Raw genomic sequence first — 21625 nt, 5'->3', positions numbered from 1 at the left:
AACTTCCTACCGCTAAGCATATCACAGAAATTCAGTTTGATGCTGGAGGTAAAGAGTATCCTCTATGCGTATTCCGTTTCGACTTCGACAGATGGTCACACCTGGACTAAAGTAGCAGAGTCTGCTGGAAATCAGGGAGAAAACACGATTCAATGGAAAGCCGAGGGAAATGCAAGATTCCTTAAATTAGAAAGCACGAAAAGTGGGGAGCAGCCTTGGGCGATGAAATCATTGACGCTTTTTGCCAGATGATTTAACCTTAAAAATTAACTAACATAGTGGTGTGTTATAATTAAGCGATGAGGTAGCTCATCGCTTTTTTTAGTTACTCATAAATTACCATTTATGATTATCTGGCATTTACCTTGGATTCATTGCTTATCTGGTCGGGAGACTTCCGCACTGGCGGGACAGGCTGAAGCGGCCTCAATTCTTAAGTTTAACGTAACCTTTTTTTTGCTTTTGACTCCCTACTGGAACAAAAACTGATATACATATTACCATGTATGAATTCTAGTTAATACAATTAAATATATCCTTTCTAATCAATTCACGTACTTTTAACCTATTCCTAAAGCTAAATTCTAATGAACAGGTTTATAATCGGATTTTTCGCAGCTATTCTACTTTTAGGAGGGATTTGGCTTTTTGTGAATGATAAAGCCAAAGAAGCTGAGCTTCAAGCCAACTCAAGTTTGATCCAACAGCAGATTCAGCAAGTGGGAAAGTTGGTGGTTACAGAAGCATATTATTCTCAGGTTTTCACCTACAAAAACTCCCAGAAACTTTTTCTAAATATGGTTAGTGCCGATAAAAAGGCATTGATAGTAGCGAAGGCGAAAGCGACGGTAGAATATGATTTACGGCAAATGGAAACGGAAATTGACCCCAACAAAAAGACGGTCACTATTGTGAAAATCCCTGAACCAGTGGTAAATGTATATCCTGAATTTGAGTATTACGATGTAACTCAGGATTATCTGAACCAATTCGAAGGCAAGGACTATAACACGATCAAAACCAGCATAACTGCTCAGTTTCGTAAGAAAATCGATGAATCAGGTCTAAAAGATGATGCTCAGGACCGTTTAATGAGTGAACTTCTAAACATCTACATTCTCACCAATTCCCTGAGTGGACCCTAGTTTATAATGAAGAGGTAATCGAAAATCAAGAGCAATTGATCTCTCCCAAAAAGTAATTTTTTATGCTAGTGTATTGGAGCTTTCCAAGTATCATAAACTCCTTTGATTGAGTCTCCGATTCCTTTGGTATCACGATTAACTATTGCCACACCTAGAATCAAAATTGCGGCAGCTACATTAAGGCCTTTCTGAATATTACTGAGCTTCTTGATGGTCCCCTGAATCTCACTGGCAATTGAATTTATTTTGGCTAAAGAATCCACCGCTTCATCCATAATTAAGGTGGTAGAAAAAGCCAAAATATCCTCCCCTGTTTGAAGCAACATATTTTGAGTTTCGCTTAGCTCTTTATTCTCTTCCAACGAGAGCTTATCCCAGTTTTCATACCTAAAGTCACCAATTGCCATTCCCAAATAGTAAAAATTATCAGACAATTGCTTTGCTTGATCAGAAGTCAGATTGGCCATAGTTTTAGTGATTAAGTTTTTTGAATTCAGAAATTAGAGCTTTAATGTTACTAGAATATCCTTTGGCTAAGTTATGTAGGCTTTTCACTGATAGTTCATTTCTATTTTCATACAACACTTGGTGCCCTTTTGCTATTTCATTCAGACTTTTTCCAAAAACCTCCAGCTCCATCTCTTTCCTTTTAATTTCCTCTAGCGCGTGATAATAATCTGCCGTTGCTTGGCCTTTTTCATAGTCGGAAAGTACAGTTCTACTCATTTTCATATCCATGTAATAGGCGTATAGTCTTTCTCGTCTAAACCTCAATTCACCTTTGAGGTTGGTGCTAATGATCACTTCAAACTTGTCCAGCAGGATCTGGATGGGCTCATTGGCATCTTCAATATATTTTGCCAATTTCTTTCTCCGGTAAAAATCAGTGGAAGCCCTCAGGAGTGTATTCGAAAGGCTTGAAAAAGCTGAAGCAGTACGCTCATCGATTTGAAGAGGGCCTACTTCTTCGGTAGTTAGCACACCTAGTAAAGCTTCGCTGCTGTAGGTGGTAAGTTCATTGTTTGACAATTCTCCCAATCCTACAAAGTATCCTTCTATCGTATTATAAAACACCTGAGCTACACTGTCAGCATCTTCATAAAGCGCACAGCTACATTCTTGGGCTCGTTTTATTTCATACAATCTGATTGCCTCATCAGCACATCTATCAAGGCAATGCTGCAAAAAGGAATAATCTATTAGCTCATAATTTTTTATGCTTTCTATAGAAGATACCGAAAAATCACCGACTGATTTGAGATTGACACAACTAACCAAATTCAAAGCAAAGAGAATGAGAATTAGCTTACTTTTTAGACGATATTTATTCATAATGTACTACTTAAAAATGGTCGATTGAATCAACGCCTGCCTCGCTTCAAAAACTCACATAGCATTTAGCCTCAATAAGATAGTAAGAATTTATTTCACTTTAGCTGCTACCTATAATCAGAAAAAAAGAGACAGAAAACTGGAGGTCCACCCCACTCTTCTGTCTCTAGATTATTTCAGTTTATGCTTATCCGCAAAGATGCCAGTTACCTTAGATACTTTGCTTATCTGCTCGGAAAACTCCCGCACTGTCGGGACAGGCTGAAGCAGCCTCAATTTTTAAGTTAATCATACCCTATTTTGCTTTTGACTCCATACTGGCACAAAAGCGGATATCATATTCAGATTTTAGCGATAATTATTCTGGACTAACCGAAAACTTATTTCCTATAATTCGATTGTCTTTCCACCATCCAGCCAGGATATTGAAGCGGAAGTGGACTGATTTCATCAATTTTCCTTAGGTCATCTTCAGTTAGAAGCAATTGAGTAGAGTCTACATTGTCTTTTAATTGAGTCAATGTTTTGGAGCCTATAATCGTACTGGTGATCCCTTTCTGCTGTCTAACCCAAGCTAAGGCAACCTGCGCGATGCTAGAATCATGGATTTTGGCTAGGTCTGACATTACATCTACCAAATCATAGGCCTTTTCCTTGTCAATAGGTGGAAAATCAAAGTTGGCACGTCTAGAATCAGCATCTGCCTCTTTACGTGTAAATTTGCCTGTTAAAAACCCTCCTGCCAAAGGGCTCCATGGGAAAATAGCAATATTATGATCCACCGCCATAGGCACTAACTCATGCTCAATATCCCGGCTTACGGCTGAATAATAATACTGAAGCCCCATGAATTTGTGCCAGCCACGATAGTGTGCAATAGCCTGAGCTTTTGCTACCATCCATGCCGGCCAATTGCAAATTGCGATGTACCGGACTTTACCTGATTCTATAATATCGTTGAGCGAGCGGACTATTTCTTCTAGGGAAGTCAAGGGATCTACTCCGTGAACATATAGTATATCGACGTAATCCATTTGAAGTCTTTTCAGACTTGCTTCTACCGAATTGAAGATATTATATCTGGATAGTCCGGCACTATTGGGCTTGTCCTTCATTTTTGCCAGAAGCTTGGTGGCAATCACGATCTCATCTCTTGGTATTCCAAGATCCGATAAACCCTGACCAAGTAGTTCCTCGGATTGCCCAAAGGAATACACGTTGGCAGTATCGATAAAGTTGATTCCGGAATCTACCACAGCCGCAAGCATTTCATTCACTTCCTTTTGCTGGAGCTTTCCGATTTTGGCCCACATGTCTTCTTGCTGTCCTCCAAAAGTCATGGTTCCGAAGCAGAGTTCAGATACCACTAAGCCGGTATTCCCGACAGTATTGTACTTCATAGTGTTGTTATTAGGTGCTTAAAAAAAGAGTTGTGCCTAGTAAACAGGAGAGTACTAAAAACAGTTTCTTCCAAACTTTGGTAAAAGGCAAAATCCAAGGAATTTTCTAACCTTCAGAAATAGCCTAAATCCTTTTTTCCCAACAGTTCAATTTTCCTTTACTCTCGGATTTAACTAATCTATAGCTTCCCGGAATCTCGGAGCATTCTCCACAATAGGTAACGACCCGACTTCCTGCCGGAGCCTGATCAAACTTTTCACGTAACAATAAAACGTACTCCTGATGAGCTTTCTCGTCTAATTCCTGATCCTTATCTAGCTTATCATGTGAATTAATAAGTTCTTCAAAGGAATTGAAAAAATAGAAAGAATCATATAAACTAAAATCCATGTCAATTAAATCGGCATGGATAAAATTGAGATTTTCCAGAGCAAGATTTTTGGAGATTTTTCTAGAAAGCTGCACTAAATTTTCCCTTCGCTCCACCCCAACAATTTTAGCACTGGAAGATAAAGCTGCCACTAGGCAGAATTTTCCTGAGCCAGAGCCAAGATCCAAGACCTTGTTTCTTCCGTCTTCAGTTAAAAATTTACTGGCTTTTAAAGCAATTTCCACTGGAGTCCAATGGGTCCTGGCAAGCTTCTGCATTTTTATTGGATAAAATGCATTTATAAACTCTTCCGTCATTTTTAATACTTCCATTGTTAAGGAAAAATTCTTCTTGCTCCTACTTGCTTTGAAATGACGATCAATTGCATTATCACCTAAGTAAATGTCTTTTTCAGGACAAGTCCTTTATGAACAGCCAATTATTTAAACATACATAAAAGGTATTACAATTCACATCAAGGCAGTTCCCCAAATTGATTTTTGAAACCTATCTTTATAAAAAAATCAAAAAGCCTTAATGAAATACTTTCTACCTATTGCCTTCTTTTTTGCATCAAATGTATTCTTTGATTTCACTGCAGTTGATCTGAAAAAACATGAAAATCACGCTAATTCCATCTCCATTCCCTTGGGTGGAAACACATATCAAACTGCAGGAGGTACTCAAGAGAAAATTGGAGAATCTGGAATACTAACCTGGTCAAATGCAGCTAGTGAATTCAGTGTTTATGTGAATTCAACTGTAGAAAAAGAAGTAGTAATTTATTTAGATATTATAACACAGGAAGCTGATTCTGAAATAAGTATATCACTAAATAACACTCAAGATATTTCCTTAAAAAAAGGACAAAACGGAAGCATAGAAGTGGGTCAATTCAAACTTGCTACGGGTTATAACGAAATCAAATTAAGGGGTATACAAAAATCGGGTCATCACTTTGCCCAACTCAAAAATCTGACTTTATCCTATGAAGGTGAGCTGAATCTAGCTTTTGTGAAAGACAATGAATCTAACCGCTTTTATTGGGGCCGAAGAGGACCATCCGTGCACTTATCCTATACCCTGCCTGATAGCAAAAATTTCAAATGGTTTTATAGCGAAGTCACCGTTCCTGTCGGCTTAGATCCCATAGGATCTTATTTTATGGCTAATGGATTTGCAGAAGGATATTTTGGGATTCAAGTCAATTCTGAGTCAGAGCGAAGAATTCTATTCTCGGTTTGGAGCCCATACAAAACAGATAATCCTGGAGAAATCCCTGCGGAGGAAAAAATCGGCTTGTTGGCAAAAGGTGAAGATGTTTATACTGGTGAATTTGGAAATGAAGGATCTGGAGGGCAAAGTTACCTCAAATACAACTGGAAGGCTGGGAAAACTTACCGCTTTCTTAATTCTGTGGAGCCTGATGGTAAAGGAAACACGATTTACTCTGCCTATTTCATGGATCCGGATGTAGAAGAATGGATGCTAATTGCTTCTTTTTTAAGACCTAAAACAGATACATGGTATAAGAGACCCCATTCATTTCTGGAGAATTTTGTACCCCAATCAGGTCATCTAGAGCGCACAGCTAACTATGGAAATCAATGGGCTGCAGATGAAAATGGGAATTGGATAGAGTTAACTGAAGCAAGGTTCACGGGAGATGATATAGCTAGACGAGGTTTCAGAATGGATTATGCTGGAGGAGAAAAATCGGGAGAATTTTACCTTAGAAATGGAGGATTCTTTGATATCCCTGAGGTATTAAATAGCATGCATCAACGTGAGTCAACCGGGCATAAACCTGAAATCGAGTTCCATAAACTACCCTAACCACTCTCCTAAAATTTAATCAATAAACCTATGGAGCCAATTTTGGCTTCAGAGAATTACTATGAATTACACAATTGAATCAGGCAACCTACTTGTAAAAGTAAATCCGCTAGGAATAGAACTCAGTTCGATTAAAAATAAAGCAACAGGGCTAGAATACCTTTGGCAAGGAGATCCAAACTTCTGGAAAGGTCAAGCACCTGTGCTTTTCCCTATTATTGGAGCATTAAAAGATGGGTTTACGGTCATCAATGGTCAGAAATATGAAATGCCTAAGCATGGCATAGTGCGTAATTCCAGCAAACCCGTGCTAGTGGACCAAACAGATTCTACGCTAAGATTTCGTCTTTCTGGAGATCAGGAATCAATGCTGAATTACCCTTATAACTTCCAGTTAGACATACTTTTTACACTAAAAGGGAAATCATTAATGGTTGAACATAACATCTCAAACTTGGGAGATTCGGCTATGTTTTACTCCCTTGGAGCTCACCCTGCCTTTAACTGTCCCTTGAAAGATGGAGAAGAATATGAAGACTACTTTTTAGAATTTGAGCAACTAGAAACAGATTCAACTTGGCTAGTGGAGAAAAATGGCCTCATAGGGTTGGATCAAAAGCTAGTGCTTAATCATACAGACAAGCTTCACCTGAACAAGCATTTATTTGATGAAGATGCCTTAATATTCAAAAATCTAAAATCCCAAAAAGTTAGTCTTACCCATCAAAGTAGAGGCCCAATACTATCTGTGAAATTCGATGATTTCAACTACTTAGGAATTTGGGCAAAACCCTTTGCTCCTTTCGTTTGCATTGAGCCTTGGTTAGGCATAGGAGATAGCATAGATTCTAATCAAGACTTTGAAGAAAAGGAAGGTATACTAAAATTGGAACCTCATAAAAGCCACACTAAAGCCTATGAAATCACAATTCTAGAATAGGTGGGCTTTAGGGGTAAAATGAAATAGGCTGATCCAAATTATGGATCAGCCTCTTTTTTGATAAAGAATTGATCAAATTACTTGGCCCATTCCATATAGTCTTGATTGACTTTGCCTTCAACTACATTTTCATTGGAGTAGATGATAATTCTATATTTAAAAGTGGCTGATTCCCCTTTTCCAAGTTTAAAATTCAACTCATCCTTACCATCACTTAGGGCTTTTTGTCCCAAAGGATTTGCAGCAAAAAGACCATAGCCTGCTGGCCCGTCCAATCGGTCAGGAAGACCTGGGTTTGATGGGTAATCAAGAATTGCTACAGAAATAGCTTCGCTATTGATTTTGCCTGTAAGACTTACCCAGTCGCCTCGAGTTCCCCAGACATCATCACCTTTAATTCCCTCACTGCTTAGATACATTCCTGTGATTCCCTCATTGTTCATTGTAGGTACATCTGTTGCTTTCCCTGAGGCATCAGTGAAAAGATCCCTGGCTTATTAGAAGGATGTTCCAATTGCCTAGCCGTACGAAGACCCAGCATACCTTCTTTATTGTCAGTAAGTTTCACCTCTCCATTTGGAGCAGTTAAAGTAGCTATTCTGTCAATCGTTCTTTGATTCTCTTTACCACTAAATATAAATGTGGTATTCTCTGTCAACAGAACCTCGCCTTGGTCATTCATCCAATCTAAACTTACTTCTAAAACCCCTTCTTCGTTACCACTCTTCACTGAATTGATGGATTTATGGACGATATGGCCATACTTAGACTTGTCGGTAATAGCGGAGGAATTATTCCAAAAGTCAAGGCCATTTACATCACCGTAGTTGAACCAAAGTCCCAAATGATGGGGATGATCCACTCGTTCTCCAGGTCTTGGAGTGACGGGCCAGCCTCTGGTGATTGCTGTTCCGTTTGCAGTATTGATTGGATAAAGAACAGGCTTCTCCAAGGAATCCGGATAGATGTATGAAGTGAAAAATTCACCATCAATGATTACATCGACTTTTTTAGCTACCTCATCCTGTATCAGTTGTATTCTATCTTCCATTTGTTCTGGTTCTGATTGTTCTGCTTTTTCCTGAGCACCACCACATGCATAAGACATTGCTGATAAGGCTAATACAGCGGAATATTTAAAGAGTTTGTGTTGATTATTCATCGTATTTAAATTCTGGATTTAGTGTTTTTGAGTTTTAGTAATGAGCGTATAAATCTAATTTTCAGATCATTTTGATTTTTTCAGCGTATTAAATAAAGCCAATTGTTCTTTAAGAGCAGCTACTCTATCGGCAGGCTCAGTCCGGGCTTCCATCAGGATCCAACCGTCATACTTGATATCATTGAAGAGTTTGAAAAGCTCTGGGTAAGGATAATCCCCTTCATTGAACTCGCGCACGTGAACGGTGTCTCCGAACCACTTTTTCACTGAATTGAAGTTTGCTTCCAAGCCAGGAGGCAACAAATCTTCGGCATTGCAATTCCAACAGATTTTCACTGCTGGTTCAGTTACCTGATCAAAAATCGCCTTCATGATAGGAAGCTCCTGAGTCAAATGCCCATGTACTTCCACTCTAACTAATTGCCCATAATCAGCGGCAAACTTTCCAACTTCATTGAAAGATTCAGCGATCTGGGCTATTGTTTTTTCTTTAGGAACATCAGCTGGTAGGTTATTTGGTTTAACCTTAATTCCTGTAGCGCCAATATCCTTGCAGAGCTTGATGTATTCCTTGGTGCCCTCTATATTTTTGCGGAGCACGGCAGAATCAGGACTATGGTATTCGTAATTACTTCCGTATCCCAAGCAAGTCACCTTACTATCCTTAAAACGTTTTTTCACTTCTGCACGCTCGGCTGCATTAAGGCTTGTTTCCACGCCATGCGCATGCTCGGTGCGAAGTTCCACTCCTAGCACCCTCTGCTTTTTCACAGTTTGCAATTAGCGTTGGTAGATCCCAATCTTTCCCCCATTGGTAAGTTACTAATCCGAACTTCATCCCTGATTTTGCCCTTGCAAGGGCAATCTATAGGAAATTGCATTGCTGCTAAACTTAAGCCGGCAGCCATACTCTTTTGCATAAAATCTCGTCTTGAATTGCTCATTGATTCTATATAGTGTGAATTATTAAGTAGTAGAAAGTTGGAATTAGACCTTATTAGGAACTGTGTAAGGGTCACCGATAATCTCTGGTCAACATCTTGTTTGCTTCTTTGTCTTTGACAAATTTTTCTTCACTACCATCAAATCGAAGTTCACGACCAGTCAGGTAAGATACATTTGCAATCAATGGAAGTACAGACGACTTGAAGCCTTCTTCTATATCGCAATGCAGGGTTCTCGATTATTTCCTGCTCTGATTGCATCGAGGAAGTTGGCGTAATGCTCAGCACCACCCGGGGCAGCCAATACTTGGTTACTTGGTGCTGGAGCAGCTCCTTTTTTGGATTGGGCAAAAGGCTCCGCTTCTTTCTCACGAAATGCTTTCCAAGTGCCACCATCCAATTCTAAATACCCTTTGGTGCCATAAAAAACATTTCCGATATGGATATCTAAGCTAGATTCACCATTGGTATATCTACCTCGGGTCTCAAATTCGAGCATAGTTCCGTCAGCATATTTGAATGTTGATGTTTGCGTATTTGGAGTTTCCTGAGAGCATTCGTTTGGATCTATACCATAAATTCCTCCAGCGGAATAAACTGAAACTGGGTGCTCATTCTTATTCATTCCCCAGCGAGCTACGTCAAACTGGTGCGGTCCTTGGTTGCCCGTATCCCCATTTCCTGTGGCCCAGTGCCAATGCCAGTTGTAGTGCACTTTCTTTTCATTATAAGGAATCATCTCTGCTGGTCCTCTCCAATAGTCGTAATGAAGTGAAGCCGGCGGCGTACTATCTGCCACTTTTCCAAAAGAATCACGTGGTTTGAAGCAAGTCCCTCGTGCCATGTAGACATCTCCAATTCCTCCTCCGTGGAGGAATTCCATCGCTTCCATCACATTGGCAATTGATCGGTTTTGGAAGCCTACCTGAACTCGTCTATCATACTTACGGGCTGCTTCCACCATTTTTCTGCCTTCCCAGACGTTATGGCTGGCTGGCTTTTCTATGTAGACATGCTTTCCAGCCTGACATGCCCAGATCGTAGCCAGCGCATGCCAGTGATTTGGAATTGCCATAGAAAGGGCATCTAATTCCTTATCTTCCAGTACCTTTCTTACATCCCACTCTGTCGTTGGCGTAATGCCTGTTCTTTTCTATAACCACTTTCGATTTCTCTGAGAAATATTGCTCATCAGCATCGCATAGAGTTTTCAACCTCACGTTTCGATTATCCTTCAATGCACACCATTGATTGATATGATTGCTGCCTTGGCCTCGAATTCCCACCACTGCAATATTAATTCGTTCATTTGCTCCAATGATAGAAGCGTATGATTTGGCACTCATGCCCATGCCAGCTATGGCTATTCCGGCGGTACCTAAGAGACTTTTCTTTATGAATTCTCTTCTTTTTTCCATTTAAATTCAGGTTATAGGGTTTATTGTAGTTACTAAATAGTGTTATAGATTATTTGTTTTACCATTAGATAAACAGTATTTCAGCTATGAATTTTTAATCTAAACAATCTCTTTCTAGCAATCAATAGGAATTATTTGTACACCTGAAATACTTGTGCAAACGATTGCTTTTTCTCTATCACTATTTACGGTGATAATCTGATATATCACCATTTACGGTGATATTTTGATTTATCACCATTTACGGTGATATTAGTACTATGATAGCATTGATCACAGGAGATATAATCAATTCCAGAGAGCTGAAAAACCAGAATCTGTGGATAGATCCCTTCAAGAAACTACTTGGAACATGGGGGCAAACACCTAAGCAATGGGAAATCTTCCGAGGAGACAGTTTCCAACTGGAAATACCAAATGCAGAGGAAAGTCTGCTTGCAGCTTCGCAGATCAAAGCTCTAATCAAAAGTCTGCCCTACCCTGATGAGAGTAAAAGAAGCTCTCCGGTGGATGTGCGAATGGCGATAGGGATTGGTACTAAGTCCTATGATGCAGATAGAATATCCGAAAGCAACGGAGAGGCATTTGTAAGATCAGGTGAGAAGTTTGAGCAACTGAAAAGCGAAATGATCACACTAGCCATCAACTCGCCTTGGTCTGAATGGAACGATGAAATGAATCTTTACCTGAAGCTGGCAGGTATACAAATGGACAGCTGGTCGATCTCTTCTGGCGAATTGATGTCCGAAATGCTCACCAACCCAGACCGTAAGCAGGCAGAAATAGGAGAAGTCCTTCACATCAACCAAAACTCAGTGAGTAAGCGATACAAAGCTGCACGGGGAGAGGATATTCTGGCACTCGAGAAATTGTTCAGAAAGAAACTCAAGCAATTGCTCTAATGCTCATCCTGATCAAACTCATACTTGCTCATCTCATTGGAGACTTTCTACTGCAACCCACTTCTTGGGTGAAAGAAAAAGAAAAGCGAAAAGCCTCTTCCGGTAAACTGTATATCCATGTATTAATCCATGGCGCTCTTGTGCTGCTACTTCTTTGGGATCTGAATCGATGGTACTTCGCAGTATCGCTCATGCTGGTACATTTGCTGATCGATCTAATCAAACTCTACGCTCAGAAGCAAAAGACCAAAACAAGCTGGTTTATCGCAGATCAAGCCTTACATCTACTAAGTGTCTTCATTATCTGGGGGATATTGACTGAGGTTTCTGTGGACTGGCAATCGGTATTCCAAAACCAAAACCTGCTTGGACTGATCACACTAGTACTTTTCCTCACACAGCCAACTTCGATCATCTTGGCCCATTTGCTCAAAAAATGGTCTGACTCTATCCCTTCCCAGCCGGATCAATCCCTTCAAGATGCAGGCAAATACATAGGAATCCTTGAACGACTCTTTGTCTTTTCCTTTATAGCCACGGGACATTGGGAGGCTGTAGGTTTCCTTCTTGCCGCCAAATCGGTCTTTAGATTTGGAGATCTTCGAAAATCAAAAGAGCGAAAACTCACTGAATACATACTAATCGGAACTTTATTAAGCTTCGGCACAGCTATGTTGTGCGGACTAATCTTTTTATCTATTACCAATTAAATGGCCCAAACTAACGAACTGGATTCCATCCAACTCAATTTTTCCTCAAGTGACTTACTGCTGCTTAATCTGGCACTCGCCCTCATTATGTATGGAGTAGCGCTGGATCTGAGATTTGAGGATTTTAAATACTTGGCAAAAAACCCAAAAGGATTCTTTTTGGGTGTATTCTCACAATTTATTCTCTTGCCATTTCTCACGTGGTGTCTAGTCCTAATCATGAAACCACCACCCTCAGTCGCCTTAGGCATGTTCCTCGTAGCAGCGTGCCCTGGCGGAAATGTCTCCAATTTCCTCTCTAGCCTAGCAAAAGGTAATACAGCCCTTTCGGTAAGTCTGACTGGATTTTCAAGCATACTTTCTATCATCAGCACACCTTTGAATTTCGCATTATGGGCAGGTTTCTATGCTCCTACCAAGCTATTGCTAAAGGAAATCAGCTTAGACTATGCAGATACTTTCATTACAGTAGCCTTGATCCTAGGCGTCCCTTTAATTCTAGGAATAATCACCCATAAGTACGCATCTACTTTTGCAGAGAAAGCTTCCAAAATTCTTAAACCTCTGAGCATTCTAATTTTTGCAGCATTTGTGGTTATCGCATTCGCCGGCAATTTCAATCTCTTTACCAAGTACATTTCCCTGATTTTTATTTGGGTACTGGCTCATAATATTGTGGCATTAGGCTCAGGCTTTTTTACCGGCAAAATATTCAGATTGCCACTGGCAGATGTGAAAACAATGACGATAGAAACAGGCATTCAAAATTCAGGTTTGGGGCTGGTTTTGATCTTTACATATTTTGATGGCCTAGGTGGAATGGCTATTATTACGGCTTGGTGGGGCATCTGGCATTTAATATCAGGCATGACCATCGCAAGTCTTTGGAAATCAAAAGCCTGAAAAACTTACCAAGAAACGCTAAAAAATCAATGCAATATTTAATTAATGAATTCCTTCGCATCATGGTAAAGATTTCTTTGAAGGGATATTTCAATAAAATAGTTATAGAAGGGAAGGAAAATATACCAAAAAACACGCCCATCCTACTCGTTGCGAACCACCAAAATGCATTGATTGACCCCCTCCTTTTAGCTACTCACACTGGTCTTAAGCCTTCTTTTTTGACTCGGGCGTCCGTCTTTAAAAAATCCTTTGTTGCTAAATTGCTCAATTTCATCCATATGCTACCTGTTTACCGGGTGCGTGATGGTTTTTCAACTATACAGCAAAATCAAACTACTTTTGATCAAACCTATGAGGTACTTCGCGGCAACGGAACAGTAATAATTTTTGCCGAAGGTAGCCATAGCCTCATCCGTAATCTACGCCCATTGAGTAAGGGTTTTACCAGAATTGCTTTTGGCCTGAAAGAAAAATACCCTGAAGTAACACCCGTGATCTTGCCGGTGGCATTGGACTATAGTGCGCATAAGCGATCAGGAAGCATCGCCAGAGTGACTATTGGAAAAGTCATTCCAGTAGATATGCCATCTGCGAAGTCAGGTTTGCTCACCAAATCCGTTCAGGTGGCATTGAAAAATCTGGTAGTAGAGATACCTAATGAAGATTATGATCAACAACTGGAAAACCTGATTGCGCATCAAGTTGATGTAAGTTCTAGAGAAGACGTGGAGTTGTTTTTGAAAACTGGTCAGGTTGCAAACCCCGTGAAAGAAGCATCAGGATTCACGAATAAATTGATGAAGATTTTCAATTTTCCCTTGTATTGGCTTTGGCTCATGAAAAAGCCAGGAGTCAAAGATCCTGTGTTCTCATCTACTTGGAAATTTCTGATTGGCTTTGCGCTAGCACCAGCCTATTATTTAGTTCTTCTTTGGCTTGCTATAAGCAGCCCGTTTGGTTCTTGGGCACTCGCATTTTTGATAATGGCATTAGTTACCGTAATCGTAAATAAGAATCCCCAGGAATAAAGACAGCATTGACCAAATATTCTTTGGGATATTTTATAACTTTGAACGAAGAGTTAAACCCAAAAAATAACAGACATGAGTCAAGACTTTCTTCCTTTGAATGGGACTGATTATGTAGAATTGTACGTTGGCAATGCCAAACAATCTGCACTCTACTATCAATATGCCTTTGGCTACGAGCTTATCGCCTATGCCGGTCCAGAAACTGGCATAAAGGATAGAGCATCCTATGTCCTCAAACAAGACAAAATTAGATTGGTACTTACTTCTCCACTTCACCCTGAAGGTCCAATCGCAGATCACATCCGTAAACATGGTGATGGCGTGAAGGTTCTGGCACTTTGGGTGGATGATGCAGCACAGTCATGGAAGGAAACTACTTCCAGAGGCGCAGAATCAGCTTCGGAACCTAAAACTATCAGTGATGAATACGGCCAGGTGGTGGTAGCTTCCATCAAAACCTACGGGGAAACCATCCACACCTTTGTAGAACGAAAAGAATATAAGGGCATATTCCTTCCGGGATATCAGCCAAAGTCAAGCACTTATGCTGCCCAGCCGATTGGGCTGAAATACATCGACCACTGCGTAGGAAACGTGGAGTTGGGTGAGATGAATCGCTGGGTGGAATTCTACGAAAATGTCATGGGATTCAAACTACTCATCACCTTTGATGATGAGGATATCTCCACCGAATACTCTGCGCTGATGTCCAAAGTAGTTTCCAATGGCAACGGCTATGTCAAATTTCCGATCAATGAACCTGCCGCCGGCAAGAAAAAATCGCAAATAGAAGAATACCTTGACTTCTACCGGGGCCCAGGGGTGCAGCATATGGCGATTGCCACAGATAATATCATTGAGACGGTAACGGAATTACGAAAAAGAGGTGTGGAATTCTTGGTTGTTCCTTCCTCCTACTACGATGACTTACTGGATCGTGTGGGCGAAATAGATGAGGATTTGGAACCTCTAAAAGAGCTGAACATACTGGTGGATCGGGATGATGAAGGATACTTATTGCAGATTTTCACCAAACCTGTGCAAGATAGACCTACCCTGTTTTTTGAAATAATCCAACGAAAAGGAGCCAAATCCTTTGGGAAAGGGAATTTCAAAGCCCTATTCGAAGCCATAGAGCGAGAACAAGGTCTGAGAGGAAATTTATAATAATACTGGAATAGCCGACTAGAGAATTTAGTCGGCTAGTTTTTTACTTTTTATTAGAAAAGAACTAATTTCTCTAAATTTTTAACTCTAGAAAAAATGCTATCCGTCATCAGCAACACCATCAAGGGAGGGATATTTTTCCTTTTCCCTATCGTATTAATCCTGATCTTTTTTAGAAAATTGTCCATATCCTCCAACCACTGGCCACTAAAATCAGTGCCGCGCTGGGATTGGCAAGTTCAGACTTCGATTTTCCCTACCTCATAGCGATTCTCATCATTTTGGTGTTTTGCTTTTTGGCTGGTACCGTCGCCAAATTAGGGGCAGGCAAGTGGTTAGTGAATTGGATTGAAGAGCATGTACTTACGCTTTTCCCTGGATACCAGCTCATGAAAAACACCATGCAATCCACTGCAGGGCTGGAATCTGACAAGGACTTCCCGGTGGTTTTGGTACCCATTGATGGCTGGATGATCGCCTTCCAAGTGGATACCTTAGCTACAGGAGAAGTGGTGGTTTTTGTGCCTTCAGCCCCTAGTACCTGGGAAGGAAATGTGGTAGTTTTCGAAAAAGATCAAGTAAAGGCTTGCACGCTAACCCAGAAAGATGCTACACAGATTATGCGCAGACTTGGGGTAGGTTCTGCAGAAATACTGGCAAATCACCTGAAAAAATAACTTCCGATAAACTTGCATGAGACTTGTATTGAAAGTGGTTATACAGCTACTAACGTAATACTATGGTCACTGCAGCCGAACTCCCAAAAGGTCTGGTCTATATCCGAGACACACAGCCTGACATCATTACGAAAGAAGAAAGGCCGAGGCTTTATTTTTCTGGATAAGGATAAACAAAAACTTTCCGATGAATCACATTTAGGACGAATTCAAGATCTGGTGATTCCGCCTGCATGGAAAAATGTGTGGATCAGCCCCAAAAAGAACAGCTACCTACAAGCCACCGGAATAGACGAAAAAGGGAGAAAGCAATACCTCTATCATACAAAATGGTCTGAATATTCCCAAAAAATTAAATATGACGACCTGCTCAAATTTGGGTTTTATTTACCCAAACTGCGAGAACGCTATCAGAAAGATCTTCGTCAAAAAAGCTGGAGTAAAAATAAAGTGTTGGCTCTGGCTACAGCTCTTCTGGATGAATTGCACCTAAGAGTAGGCAATAAGCACTATACAGAGACAAATAAAACACATGGGCTTACCACGCTGAGGAGAAAGCATCTCAAAGAGGATGGAAACAAAATTTCTATTAATTACACTGCTAAAAGTGGAAAAAAACGCTCGGTCTCGCTCACTAACAAAAGGCTGGTCCGGCTCCTAAAAGACTGTTCCCAGCTTCAGGTTATGAGTTGTTCAGATATCAGGATGAAGGGAAATGGCATACAGTAGATTCCAGTGATTTGAATGAATACATCAGCCTTGAAGCTCCTGAACCTGATTATTATACGGCGAAATACTTTAGAACCTGGGGAGCAAATTGTATCTGTATCAAACAGAGGGAGCTGTTGGACAAGATCTGTGAGGGAACGCGTAAGAAACCTGAAACTACGCTTATCCGAATGGTAGCTGATCAAATGGGCCATACCGTGGCAGTATGCAAAAGTTCGTATCTCCATCCTGAGATTTTGACCCATTGCCTGAAGCCCCAAAAACTAAAGGATTGTCTTCCCAAGGATTTTTCCGAAAAAGGCTATAAACCCGAAGAGGTACTCCTTCTCCAAATTCTTTGCACTAAACTTAACTGACGCCTAATCTTTTGGATTGGCATGTTTTTATTACTCCAATGAATAAAAAAACATAAAGTTCATGAGTATAGCACAAGTTTTAGGATACGATACAGAGAAAATATTTGATAAAATCACTGAGAAACTGAGCGGATGGATAGACATTTTGATAGAGAACCTTCCAAATTTTGTCTTAGCCATCCTTCTGATTTTATGTACAATTTTCATTGCTAAAACCATTAAGAGATTTTCTGGCAAGTACATCAGTAAATTAGGGACAAACGAAACCATTTCGCGCTTCCTTAGTCAATTGATTTTCCTTGGCTATTTTAGTTTTCGGGGTTATGCTTGCGCTTTCGGTGATGGATCTTTCCAAGACCGTATCATCTATTCTAGCAGGTCTGGGTATCATTGGTTTGGCACTGGGTTTTGCCTTTCAGGATACCGCAGCCAATTTCATATCAGGTGTATACATTACCTTCAATCAACCCTACAAAATAGGAGATATCATTGAAACTCACGACGGACACGAAGGTTCTGTAATTGATATCAATCTAAGAGTAACCAAAATCAGAACCTATAATGGCCCTATAGTTTACGTTCCTAATAGATACCTGTTCCAGGAATGCTTTACTAATTTCACTGAATTTGAAAAACGTAGAGTTCAAATAGAATGTGGGGTGAGCTATGGTGAAGATCTGGAGCAGGTGGAAAGAATTGCTCTAGAAGCTGCAAAGAATGTGTCTAGTCGACTTGAATCGGAGGAACCTACACTTTTTTGGACTGGGTTCGGCGATAGTTCTATCAACTTCACTTTGAATATTTGGTGCAAGTTTAATGAGGTTAGCAAGGATTTTATACCTGTAAGAAATGAAGCTATTATTTCCCTCGAAGAAAGCATTCGACGAAAATGATATTATGATTCCATTCCCAATACGTACGTTGGATTTTGGAATCAAAGGTGGTGTGCAGTTAGATAAACAACTGGAGTCACTCTCTAGTACCCAAAAAAATGGCTTTTCATCTAACCAAAATGAGAGCTAATGAAGACCGAAAAAACTATGGGAAACTTGACCCCTACCCGATTTAAAATCACTCACATCCCCAGCTTTGGTGGTAGAGAGTTTCAAACAATGGAACGCCGCAGATCCATGGAGACTTAGTGCTGTGGTAGCAGGATTACGCTGCACTATCCCTACCTCTGCCCTGATGGTGATCGTGATAAATACCGTAGGATCGATCTGGGGAGTTGATCTGGTGACTGGACAACTCAACGATGAGCTTTCTTCTGCCATGGGTCCTGAAACAGCAGAGTTTCTGATAAGTATGGTAGAGGAAACCCAAAGCAGTGGTAAATCTGTAGTCGCTTCGATCATTGGTATAGGCGTATTGATTTTTGGAGCTTCGGGAGTTTTCTTTCATCTGAAAATTTCGATTAACGACATTTGGGGTCTGAAACAATCAGACGAGTAAAATGGTATTATGTGTTATGGGAGCGTGCAGTCAGTTTTAGCTTTGTACTAGTATTAGGTTTTTTGCTATTTATCAGTTTCGTACTCACCGCTTTGCTCTCCTTTTTCAGTGATTTTATAAAAAGCATATTGCCTGAATTCGTTGTTGTTTTCGCATTTGTGGTTGATTTTACTATTTCCTATGGAGTCATTGCTTTACTCTTTGCTTTGATATTCAAGTATTTACCTGATGCAATTATCAAATGGAAATCTGTTTGGGTAGGTGCCTTTCTTACCTCTTTCCTCTTTTCCATTTCCAAATTCCTTTTAGGTATTTACTTTGGTGCAGCTGAACCTGATCCACTTATGGAGCTGCAGGATCGATTATATTGGTTCTACTTTGGGTTTCATATTCTTGTTTAATCTTCTTTTATGGTGCAGAATTTACCAAAGTGTTTTCAATAAGGTACGGTTACGCGAATTATTCCTAGAAAACATTATTCTAGGGTAAAAAAAAAAGAAGTAGTACTCAAGGGTGATTTCGTTCCTGCCCCAAAAGATCCATTGCCCGAAGGAGAGGAAGAAGATGTTACTCAGGATATGTCTAAGGAAAAATAGTGATTGATGCTATGCTTGCATGGCAAAACCTCTTACCTAATTTCAGTTGGACTAGGTAAAAAAAAAGGTGAACATTAAATTGAAGTATCGTAAAGTAATCCGTTTACAGTAGGATAAGTGATTAATTGAACCTCAGCAATAACACCATATGAGGAGGTGTCTCTTCTGCATTCTTTTTATTCAGGGGAATTACAGACTCCGATATGGAATAATACTGCGGATAGTCATTTTGAAAAGTGAAGTGAAAATTTATCGCGGAAGCTGAATCTAACAATGAACCATTTCCCATCGTCATATCTTTTTCTTCAACTCGATCAAGGCTCAAGTTAATATTAGGTGTTTCACTCCTTACCTCAATTGAGCCCTCATCAGTATCTAGCAGGAAGGCGTGTATATCAGCCGCAACTTTTAACCGGGAGTCAATTGGTGATTGCGCTAATAGGTCTTGAGGGTTTTGTATCCAAAGCCCAAAAGTACCCACATCACTAAACTCATGTCTCCCCTCTCCGATCCATTGAGTTTTTTCTACTTTTTCTTCAGGAAAGGAAAATTCTATTCCCTCCAAATCAGCAATTGACTCGGGAGAAGATATTTCCATTTTTAATTCTGAATTGGGAAAAACAGTCCAAGTAAGGATATTTGAATTACCCTGGTAAGCCGACCTAATTTGAATTGCCCCATCTTTTAATCGCTTCCAAGTCAATTTCTGAACCTTTGCGGAAAAGTGACCAGCCTCTATGTTTTGGCTGAAATTGATAAATCTCGTCCCAATCTTTACCAGCTGCAAGTTCCCATTTTCTTTGCCAAAAATATACAAGGTCTCACCCACTATGACCTGAAAATCAAGGGTAGATTCCCGACACGGATCTTCTGATTATCTAGCACCGACCGTTGCTTAAAATAACTTTGATTTCCTTCTTTTGGTTTACGAATAGGTTCAGATAGTGAGTATAAAACTACCGAACTAGCATCCATCAATGATAAATTCATAGTAAATCTCCGTCGGTCCAATTAGCGGGAAGGCCAAGCGATACCGTGTTATTCCGCGCAGTAATATAATTCCCTAATGCGATCTGACTGGTAAAAAGCGATTGTTTGCCGTTCCATGAATCAATTTTTTCAATTGACCATTTAAGAGTATATCCGTTTAGATCAAAATTGGGCTGGTGCGTGACAAGCTGGACTAAACCATCAAATGATTCCGTGAGTTCAAAAGGCTGTATATAAACGGGAGTGTTTAATGAAATAGGTTCAAAAGCAGGTTGGACATTCTGGCCTGCTTGGGCATGTGAATAGAGAATTGTGATAAAATATAGACCCAATAGGCCTATCCAATTGGCCGCCACCATGCTTCATTTTATATTCCATTGAATTTGTATCCGGTCTAAAAGTAAATGAATCTATTTGCTAAAAAAAATAGAATTAGAAGGCTGGCGAATACGAAAATCCTATTCATTCTAAAGTTTAAGATGCACATCTTCAACACCTAACGATTTAACAGGTGGCATTTTTTATGATTTTCTATATCTTAGAAGCTCAAACAATTTTTAAAACATGACTACCATAGACCCTAGCATCCTAGCCAAGGCTGATTCTTGGCTTAGCGGCACTATCGATGAAGATTCGAAAGCCCAAATCCGTACTCTAATTGATCAAAACCCAACTGAGTTAACAGATTCATTCTACCAAGATCTCGAGTTTGGTACCGGTGGATTACGTGGTCTTATGGGCGTTGGAACCAATAGGATGAACGTTTACACGATTGGAATGGCTACCCAAGGTCTTGCCAATTACCTGCTTAAATGTTTTCCTGGTGAAACGATCCGGGTAGCAATCACACATGACAGTAGAATCAACAATACACTGTTCGCTATGACCACAGCGAATGTCCTGACAGCGAACGGCATCCACGTATTGTACTTCAAGGAGATGCGCCCTACTCCTATGTTGTCATTTGCAGTAAGGCATTTTGATTGCAAAAGCGGTGTAATGATTACAGCTTCTCACAACCCAAAAGAATACAATGGTTACAAAGCTTATTGGGAGGATGGCGCGCAAGTAGTCGCTCCACATGATAAAAATATAATCGATGAAGTGAAGAAGATCACTTCCTTTGATGATGTAAACTGGGATAAAAATGATGCTCTTTTTCAGTACATCGAAGAGGATTTTGATGAGATCTACCTAAGCTTGTCAAGGGGCTAAGTTTAGCACCAGATGCTGTTGCTGCGCAAAAAAACATGCCGATAGTATTCTCTCCCATTCATGGTGCTTCTGGAAAAATGGTTCCTGCGGCATTGAAGGCTTTTGGCTTTGAAAATGTAAATATTGTAAAAGAGCAAGCTGAGCCAGATGGAAATTTCCCTACGGTCATTTACCCAAATCCTGAAGAAGCTGAGGCTCTAACGCTCTCTCTTAAGCTGGGAAAAGAAGTAGGTGCTGAGTTGGTATTGGCTTGTGATCCGGACGGTGATCGCTATGCCGCAGCAGTTCCAAATGCTTCGGGAGAATTTGAATTATTGAACGGAAATCAAACGGGTGCTTTAGGTGC

The 21625-nt window shown here is 40.2% G+C and carries 27 protein-coding genes and 1 pseudogene; 16 read left to right on the top strand and 12 right to left on the bottom strand.

Annotated features, from left to right (window positions below):
• The first annotated feature begins 39 nt into the window (after nucleotides 1-39).
• Together AC0L6R_RS05485 and AC0L6R_RS05480 are read left to right on the top strand one after the other, a co-directional pair.
• On the top strand, nucleotides 40-252 hold the full coding sequence (locus AC0L6R_RS05485) for a discoidin domain-containing protein (RefSeq protein WP_473270277.1): 213 nt from the start codon (nucleotides 40-42) through the stop codon (nucleotides 250-252).
• Between the two features lie 335 nt (nucleotides 253-587).
• Nucleotides 588-1145 carry a DUF4230 domain-containing protein gene (locus AC0L6R_RS05480; RefSeq protein WP_473270276.1) on the top strand — a complete coding sequence of 186 codons (558 nt, stop codon included), beginning with the start codon at nucleotides 588-590 and terminating at the stop codon, nucleotides 1143-1145.
• 65 nt (nucleotides 1146-1210) lie between these two features.
• Here the strand turns inward: AC0L6R_RS05480 and AC0L6R_RS05475 are convergent, their stop codons facing one another.
• From AC0L6R_RS05475 to AC0L6R_RS05460, 4 genes are all read right to left on the bottom strand, one after another.
• The gene (locus tag AC0L6R_RS05475; protein ID WP_473270275.1) at nucleotides 1211-1612 is read right to left on the bottom strand and encodes a hypothetical protein; all 402 of its coding nucleotides are present in this window, start codon (nucleotides 1610-1612) and stop codon (nucleotides 1211-1213) included.
• Between the two features lie 4 nt (nucleotides 1613-1616).
• Nucleotides 1617-2477: a hypothetical protein gene (locus tag AC0L6R_RS05470; RefSeq protein ID WP_473270274.1), complete on the bottom strand. Its 861-nt coding sequence runs from the start codon at nucleotides 2475-2477 to the stop codon at nucleotides 1617-1619.
• Nucleotides 2478-2857: 380 nt separating this feature from the next.
• On the bottom strand, nucleotides 2858-3877 hold the full coding sequence (locus AC0L6R_RS05465; RefSeq protein WP_473270273.1) for an aldo/keto reductase: 1020 nt from the start codon (nucleotides 3875-3877) through the stop codon (nucleotides 2858-2860).
• Nucleotides 3878-4001: 124 nt separating this feature from the next.
• Complete coding sequence (locus AC0L6R_RS05460; RefSeq protein WP_473270272.1) at nucleotides 4002-4580, bottom strand: methyltransferase domain-containing protein; 579 nt, start codon at nucleotides 4578-4580, stop codon at nucleotides 4002-4004.
• A gap of 205 nt (nucleotides 4581-4785) precedes the next feature.
• Here AC0L6R_RS05460 and AC0L6R_RS05455 point away from each other — a divergent pair, with 205 nt between their 5' ends.
• Both AC0L6R_RS05455 and AC0L6R_RS05450 read left to right on the top strand, forming a co-directional pair.
• Nucleotides 4786-6084: a DUF3472 domain-containing protein gene (locus tag AC0L6R_RS05455; protein WP_473270271.1), complete on the top strand. Its 1299-nt coding sequence runs from the start codon at nucleotides 4786-4788 to the stop codon at nucleotides 6082-6084.
• Nucleotides 6085-6145: 61 nt separating this feature from the next.
• Nucleotides 6146-7024, top strand: coding sequence for an aldose 1-epimerase family protein (locus tag AC0L6R_RS05450; protein WP_473270270.1), 879 nt, complete (start codon nucleotides 6146-6148; stop codon nucleotides 7022-7024).
• A gap of 77 nt (nucleotides 7025-7101) precedes the next feature.
• On the opposite strand, the gene AC0L6R_RS05445 is transcribed toward AC0L6R_RS05450, so the two are convergent.
• The 6 genes from AC0L6R_RS05445 to AC0L6R_RS05420 form a co-directional block, all read right to left on the bottom strand.
• Nucleotides 7102-7467 carry a DUF6807 family protein gene (locus AC0L6R_RS05445; protein WP_473270269.1) on the bottom strand — a complete coding sequence of 122 codons (366 nt, stop codon included), beginning with the start codon at nucleotides 7465-7467 and terminating at the stop codon, nucleotides 7102-7104.
• Nucleotides 7464-8186, bottom strand: a complete 723-nt coding sequence (locus tag AC0L6R_RS05440; RefSeq protein ID WP_473270268.1) for a DUF6807 domain-containing protein — start codon at nucleotides 8184-8186, stop codon at nucleotides 7464-7466. The genes AC0L6R_RS05445 and AC0L6R_RS05440 overlap by 4 nt, the downstream gene beginning before the upstream one ends.
• 66 nt (nucleotides 8187-8252) lie before the next feature.
• Nucleotides 8253-8957: a sugar phosphate isomerase/epimerase family protein gene (locus AC0L6R_RS05435; RefSeq protein WP_473270266.1), complete on the bottom strand. Its 705-nt coding sequence runs from the start codon at nucleotides 8955-8957 to the stop codon at nucleotides 8253-8255.
• A gap of 244 nt (nucleotides 8958-9201) precedes the next feature.
• A complete protein-coding gene (locus AC0L6R_RS05430) occupies nucleotides 9202-9315 on the bottom strand; it encodes a hypothetical protein (RefSeq protein ID WP_473270264.1) in 114 nt (37 codons plus the stop codon).
• Between the two features lie 29 nt (nucleotides 9316-9344).
• A complete protein-coding gene (locus tag AC0L6R_RS05425; RefSeq protein WP_473270263.1) occupies nucleotides 9345-10205 on the bottom strand; it encodes a Gfo/Idh/MocA family protein in 861 nt (286 codons plus the stop codon).
• A gap of 19 nt (nucleotides 10206-10224) precedes the next feature.
• Nucleotides 10225-10548, bottom strand: a complete 324-nt coding sequence (locus AC0L6R_RS05420) for a hypothetical protein (RefSeq protein WP_473270262.1) — start codon at nucleotides 10546-10548, stop codon at nucleotides 10225-10227.
• Between the two features lie 260 nt (nucleotides 10549-10808).
• Here AC0L6R_RS05420 and AC0L6R_RS05415 point away from each other — a divergent pair, with 260 nt between their 5' ends.
• The 11 genes from AC0L6R_RS05415 to AC0L6R_RS05365 all read left to right on the top strand — a co-directional run bounded on the left by AC0L6R_RS05415 (nucleotide 10809) and on the right by AC0L6R_RS05365 (nucleotide 18879).
• A complete protein-coding gene (locus AC0L6R_RS05415) occupies nucleotides 10809-11450 on the top strand; it encodes a hypothetical protein (protein WP_473270260.1) in 642 nt (213 codons plus the stop codon).
• A complete protein-coding gene (locus tag AC0L6R_RS05410) occupies nucleotides 11450-12160 on the top strand; it encodes a DUF3307 domain-containing protein (RefSeq protein WP_473270258.1) in 711 nt (236 codons plus the stop codon). The genes AC0L6R_RS05415 and AC0L6R_RS05410 overlap by 1 nt, the downstream gene beginning before the upstream one ends.
• Nucleotides 12161-13063: a bile acid:sodium symporter family protein gene (locus AC0L6R_RS05405; RefSeq protein ID WP_473270256.1), complete on the top strand. Its 903-nt coding sequence runs from the start codon at nucleotides 12161-12163 to the stop codon at nucleotides 13061-13063. It begins immediately after the preceding gene.
• A gap of 29 nt (nucleotides 13064-13092) precedes the next feature.
• Complete coding sequence (locus tag AC0L6R_RS05400) at nucleotides 13093-14094, top strand: 1-acyl-sn-glycerol-3-phosphate acyltransferase (protein WP_473270254.1); 1002 nt, start codon at nucleotides 13093-13095, stop codon at nucleotides 14092-14094.
• A 75-nt stretch (nucleotides 14095-14169) separates the two neighbouring features.
• Nucleotides 14170-15264, top strand: a complete 1095-nt coding sequence (gene hppD, locus AC0L6R_RS05395) for a 4-hydroxyphenylpyruvate dioxygenase (protein ID WP_473270253.1) — start codon at nucleotides 14170-14172, stop codon at nucleotides 15262-15264.
• Nucleotides 15265-15494: 230 nt separating this feature from the next.
• Nucleotides 15495-15941, top strand: a complete 447-nt coding sequence (locus AC0L6R_RS05390; RefSeq protein WP_473270252.1) for a DUF502 domain-containing protein — start codon at nucleotides 15495-15497, stop codon at nucleotides 15939-15941.
• Nucleotides 15942-15953: 12 nt separating this feature from the next.
• Entirely contained in the window at nucleotides 15954-16670 is a 717-nt protein-coding gene (locus AC0L6R_RS05385) for a hypothetical protein (RefSeq protein ID WP_473270251.1), read from the top strand.
• Nucleotides 16631-17026 (top strand): hypothetical protein, encoded by a 396-nt coding sequence (locus AC0L6R_RS05380; protein WP_473270249.1) that lies wholly within the window; start codon nucleotides 16631-16633, stop codon nucleotides 17024-17026. The genes AC0L6R_RS05385 and AC0L6R_RS05380 overlap by 40 nt, the downstream gene beginning before the upstream one ends.
• A 299-nt stretch (nucleotides 17027-17325) precedes the next feature.
• Nucleotides 17326-17919 carry a mechanosensitive ion channel family protein gene (locus AC0L6R_RS05375; RefSeq protein WP_473270247.1) on the top strand — a complete coding sequence of 198 codons (594 nt, stop codon included), beginning with the start codon at nucleotides 17326-17328 and terminating at the stop codon, nucleotides 17917-17919.
• 199 nt (nucleotides 17920-18118) lie between these two features.
• Nucleotides 18119-18478 carry a hypothetical protein gene (locus tag AC0L6R_RS05370; protein WP_473270245.1) on the top strand — a complete coding sequence of 120 codons (360 nt, stop codon included), beginning with the start codon at nucleotides 18119-18121 and terminating at the stop codon, nucleotides 18476-18478.
• Nucleotides 18479-18489: 11 nt separating this feature from the next.
• Nucleotides 18490-18879 (top strand): YhjD/YihY/BrkB family envelope integrity protein, encoded by a 390-nt coding sequence (locus AC0L6R_RS05365; RefSeq protein ID WP_473270243.1) that lies wholly within the window; start codon nucleotides 18490-18492, stop codon nucleotides 18877-18879.
• A 316-nt stretch (nucleotides 18880-19195) separates the two neighbouring features.
• Here AC0L6R_RS05365 and AC0L6R_RS05360 read toward each other — a convergent pair whose 3' ends face one another.
• Both AC0L6R_RS05360 and AC0L6R_RS05355 read right to left on the bottom strand, forming a co-directional pair.
• Nucleotides 19196-19861 carry a hypothetical protein gene (locus AC0L6R_RS05360; protein ID WP_473270241.1) on the bottom strand — a complete coding sequence of 222 codons (666 nt, stop codon included), beginning with the start codon at nucleotides 19859-19861 and terminating at the stop codon, nucleotides 19196-19198.
• 199 nt (nucleotides 19862-20060) lie between these two features.
• Nucleotides 20061-20420, bottom strand: coding sequence for a hypothetical protein (locus tag AC0L6R_RS05355; RefSeq protein WP_473270240.1), 360 nt, complete (start codon nucleotides 20418-20420; stop codon nucleotides 20061-20063).
• 208 nt (nucleotides 20421-20628) lie between these two features.
• On the opposite strand from AC0L6R_RS05355, the pseudogene AC0L6R_RS05350 reads away from it, so the two are divergent.
• Nucleotides 20629-21625: pseudogene (locus AC0L6R_RS05350) on the top strand (phospho-sugar mutase); the annotation flags it as partial.

Source organism: Algoriphagus sp. 10J20-15, assembly GCF_055809615.1.
The sequence above is the reverse complement of the archived record's forward strand: the minus strand, read 5'-3'. Positions and strand labels throughout refer to the sequence as shown.

Bases quoted from the DNA above. Each gene is read 5' to 3' on its own strand.
- AC0L6R_RS05455 (WP_473270271.1), top strand. From the start codon at position 4,786: ATGAAATACTTTCTACCTATTGCCTTCTTTTTTGCATCAAATGTATTC.
- AC0L6R_RS05400 (WP_473270254.1), top strand. From the start codon at position 13,093: ATGCAATATTTAATTAATGAATTCCTTCGCATCATGGTAAAGATTTCT.
- AC0L6R_RS05405 (WP_473270256.1), top strand. From the start codon at position 12,161: ATGGCCCAAACTAACGAACTGGATTCCATCCAACTCAATTTTTCCTCA.
- AC0L6R_RS05445 (WP_473270269.1), bottom strand. From the start codon at position 7,467: ATGAACAATGAGGGAATCACAGGAATGTATCTAAGCAGTGAGGGAATT.
- hppD (WP_473270253.1), top strand. From the start codon at position 14,170: ATGAGTCAAGACTTTCTTCCTTTGAATGGGACTGATTATGTAGAATTG.
- AC0L6R_RS05440 (WP_473270268.1), bottom strand. From the start codon at position 8,186: ATGAATAATCAACACAAACTCTTTAAATATTCCGCTGTATTAGCCTTA.
- AC0L6R_RS05415 (WP_473270260.1), top strand. From the start codon at position 10,809: ATGATAGCATTGATCACAGGAGATATAATCAATTCCAGAGAGCTGAAA.
- AC0L6R_RS05485 (WP_473270277.1), top strand. From the start codon at position 40: ATGCTGGAGGTAAAGAGTATCCTCTATGCGTATTCCGTTTCGACTTCG.
- AC0L6R_RS05425 (WP_473270263.1), bottom strand. From the start codon at position 10,205: ATGGCAATTCCAAATCACTGGCATGCGCTGGCTACGATCTGGGCATGT.
- AC0L6R_RS05465 (WP_473270273.1), bottom strand. From the start codon at position 3,877: ATGAAGTACAATACTGTCGGGAATACCGGCTTAGTGGTATCTGAACTC.
- AC0L6R_RS05450 (WP_473270270.1), top strand. From the start codon at position 6,146: ATGAATTACACAATTGAATCAGGCAACCTACTTGTAAAAGTAAATCCG.
- AC0L6R_RS05410 (WP_473270258.1), top strand. From the start codon at position 11,450: ATGCTCATCCTGATCAAACTCATACTTGCTCATCTCATTGGAGACTTT.
- AC0L6R_RS05475 (WP_473270275.1), bottom strand. From the start codon at position 1,612: ATGGCCAATCTGACTTCTGATCAAGCAAAGCAATTGTCTGATAATTTT.
- AC0L6R_RS05480 (WP_473270276.1), top strand. From the start codon at position 588: ATGAACAGGTTTATAATCGGATTTTTCGCAGCTATTCTACTTTTAGGA.
- AC0L6R_RS05470 (WP_473270274.1), bottom strand. From the start codon at position 2,477: ATGAATAAATATCGTCTAAAAAGTAAGCTAATTCTCATTCTCTTTGCT.
- AC0L6R_RS05460 (WP_473270272.1), bottom strand. From the start codon at position 4,580: ATGGAAGTATTAAAAATGACGGAAGAGTTTATAAATGCATTTTATCCA.
- AC0L6R_RS05420 (WP_473270262.1), bottom strand. From the start codon at position 10,548: ATGGAAAAAAGAAGAGAATTCATAAAGAAAAGTCTCTTAGGTACCGCC.